Raw genomic sequence first — 2,691 nt, forward strand, 5'->3', positions numbered from 1 at the left:
TTTTTATCCTCTCTATATCTATGTCCATTAAATTTTTTAAAGTTTCATGATACACATATAAAGAGTCAGAGGTATTAAAGATTGATAGTGTTGCCATAGCAAAATGTCCAATTCCAATTCCCTCTGCAAAAGCATAACGTTCACCCATATATTGAGTTAAATTTTGAAGCTTAGCAATAACTAACGAATTATTAATTTTTAGTTTCACCAATTGAATAATAGTGTTGCTGATAATATACATTTGTTTCGAATCCAAACAATCAATTAACTCTTGTACTGATAATTCATTTTGCTTTATTTGGCGAATTTTTTCATCTAATTCATTTTTGCTAATTATCTTAATCACCCCATGGATTATAAATTTTTTTGGATTTTTCTTTTTCTAAATTTTTTAGTAAATGCTCAACTATATCATTTCTTCCTAGCTCTTTTGCCATATCAATTTCTATTTGATAGGCGTTTACCTCCCATCGATAAGCTTCATCATAATCAGTTAATTTTACTCTCCAACCTTCCCAACCACTTGCTTTGTCATCAAGAAAATGTTGATATTCATGTTTCAAGGCACTAAAAGATGCATCAGGATCTATTGATATAGTACCTGGATTTCCTCTTGTGCCATTTGGTCCATATCCCATGGTGGTTGAATCAGTTGTGTAGTTAATTTTTCCACCTTGAGATTCTACATCTTTTAGTATATCATTCCATTCTGTTGGGTTTGAAATTCTACCAGAACCACTAACATCTCTCATTGGGTCATCAGGAAATTTAAACTTAGTAGCATCACCCGTCCCCTCATCCAACTTCTTCGCTAAATCACCTTTACCAGCTTCCATTTCACTCCAAAAGCGCTGCTGCTGACTATTGGGCGGAATTGGCTTTTTCGGCTTCGTGAAATAGACACCAGTTGGTCCATCCATTGCAAATTCTTGGCCAAAACGAGTATTTCGCATCCGCTCTATCGAATCAGATACATAATCCGTAATATCGTCTACGCTTTTGTTCAGACGATCTTTAGTCTGCTGCTTCCATGTCGTCCATGTCTCGTCCAGCGCGGACATATTTTTGCTATTCACGAGCTTGTCTGCTGCCTTATTTAAGCCATGTTTGACTAAGATGGCGAGGTTGACAAGCATCAGGGCGACGCCCAGGTTGTCCAGCAGCTGCTGGTCCATACCCAAGAACGCGGGGTTCGTATACGCATTCCCGTTCTTTAAATCGTTCAGTTTCTTGACATTGACGACGATCATCGCCGCACCGAGAGCCGCATCCGCGGCAGCCAACAACGGTGGCTAACCCTTATAAGCACGTTAGCAGAATTCTTCCTTCGCTGTAACAATCGCTGAAAGGTTCAATTAAGCTGCGGACGATATGAAAAAACCTTCGTTTTGGCCGCCCTACTCGTAATAGTGGTAGCATCTACCCTAAAAGATGCGATTATTGCTATTTCATCTTCCCTATCGGGGCGACTTATTCTACAATTGCGAGCAATTTAAAAAAACGCAAGAAACGAAGATAACAAAAAAACAGGTCAATTATGGTGGTATTTGACCATAATCAACCTGTTTGATGTATCGGAGTAGCGTTATTCAGGTTAATTAGCATTTGATGTGCATATAACCGAAATGGATAATATGGGTTAAGTGTGTTGTTAGTTGAAGATGGGTTTATTCACCACCATGCTAGCTTGAAATCTATTTTTTTCGAACAAATGTCTAACAAGCTTCTTCTCTTAAATGTTAGCTTCTATTTCTCTCATGAAACGTGTTATTGCAAAACAATCTTCCAAATCTTCACCCTCTAATGACCAATATAAAATTGTATTCACATGGACCTGTCTATCTTCTTCAAGAAGATTCTTGATTCTTTTCCAGATCAAAGGACTAAATTCATTTTCACTAAGATAATCATTATATGAAGCCACAATAATTACCATAAGAGCAAATTTTTCTTCGATATTAAGTAGATTATTATCATAGAATGCAAGAAATTCTTCTATACGAGATGTGTCTGCTACAATGTAATGCCAATCTTGACAAAATTCATCTGGTTCAGGCAACCCTAACTTTTCAATAAGAGATTCCCTCGCCGATTTAGTAATATATTTAGGGCTGTTTTCCATAATTCCTCCACTATTTTGGTTTAGTCGTTGGATACATACTGCTATACGGGTAACAAGTTGTTAAACTCCCATCCTTTTTTACAACCACTATAGCTCGATCTGGAACAATTTCTGTACCATCAGGCAAAAAACAGCGTCCTTTCACATTGGACGGAAGATCTACATAGTGAGCTCCTGGGCCTCTTTTCGCTATTTCAGCTACAAAATCCGCTGCAACTTGATCATCTAGCCATTTTCCAATCTGGTGTCCTTCGGTTCTAGCTCTGTCAATTAGTTGCCTATCAGTTACTTTCTTTCCATGATCCAAAAAAGAGTGCCCATAGGTAGGTCTGCTTGCTGGATTTCCCCATTTCCATTTCGGATTTAGCCACCCTTCACTAACTTCACTCGTTCCCTCACCCAATACCTTCGCTAAATCATCCTTGCCTGCTTCCATTTCACTCCAAAAACGCTGCTGCTGGCTATTGGGTGGAATTGGCTTTTTCGGCTTCGTGAAATAGACACCAGTTGGTCCATCCATTGCAAATTCCGGGCCAAAACGAGTATTTCGTATCCGCTCCATCGAATCA

4 protein-coding genes are annotated in these 2,691 nt (G+C 38.6%); all 4 read right to left on the reverse strand.

The features are described 5' to 3' along the window. The coding region (locus tag L6H98_RS31095; RefSeq protein ID WP_236421560.1) for a hypothetical protein at window positions 1-346 on the reverse strand (346 nt) is incomplete at its 3' end. Continuing rightward, the gene (locus L6H98_RS31100; protein WP_236421561.1) at window positions 339-1,286 is read right to left on the reverse strand and encodes a hypothetical protein; all 948 of its coding nucleotides are present in this window, start codon (window positions 1,284-1,286) and stop codon (window positions 339-341) included. The genes L6H98_RS31095 and L6H98_RS31100, both read right to left, overlap by 8 nt. Before the next feature lie 446 nt (window positions 1,287-1,732). Next, on the reverse strand, window positions 1,733-2,122 hold the full coding sequence (locus tag L6H98_RS31105; RefSeq protein ID WP_236421562.1) for a hypothetical protein: 390 nt from the start codon (window positions 2,120-2,122) through the stop codon (window positions 1,733-1,735). Between the two features lie 10 nt (window positions 2,123-2,132). Continuing rightward, window positions 2,133-2,691 (reverse strand): hypothetical protein (locus tag L6H98_RS31110; protein WP_236421563.1); only part of this gene is annotated, 559 nt, incomplete at its 5' end.

This window comes from Paenibacillus sp. JJ-223 (assembly GCF_927798175.1).
GTDB lineage: Bacteria > Bacillota > Bacilli > Paenibacillales > Paenibacillaceae > Paenibacillus > Paenibacillus hubeiensis.

Bases quoted from the DNA above. Each gene is read 5' to 3' on its own strand.
- L6H98_RS31105 (WP_236421562.1), bottom strand. From the start codon at position 2,122: ATGGAAAACAGCCCTAAATATATTACTAAATCGGCGAGGGAATCTCTT.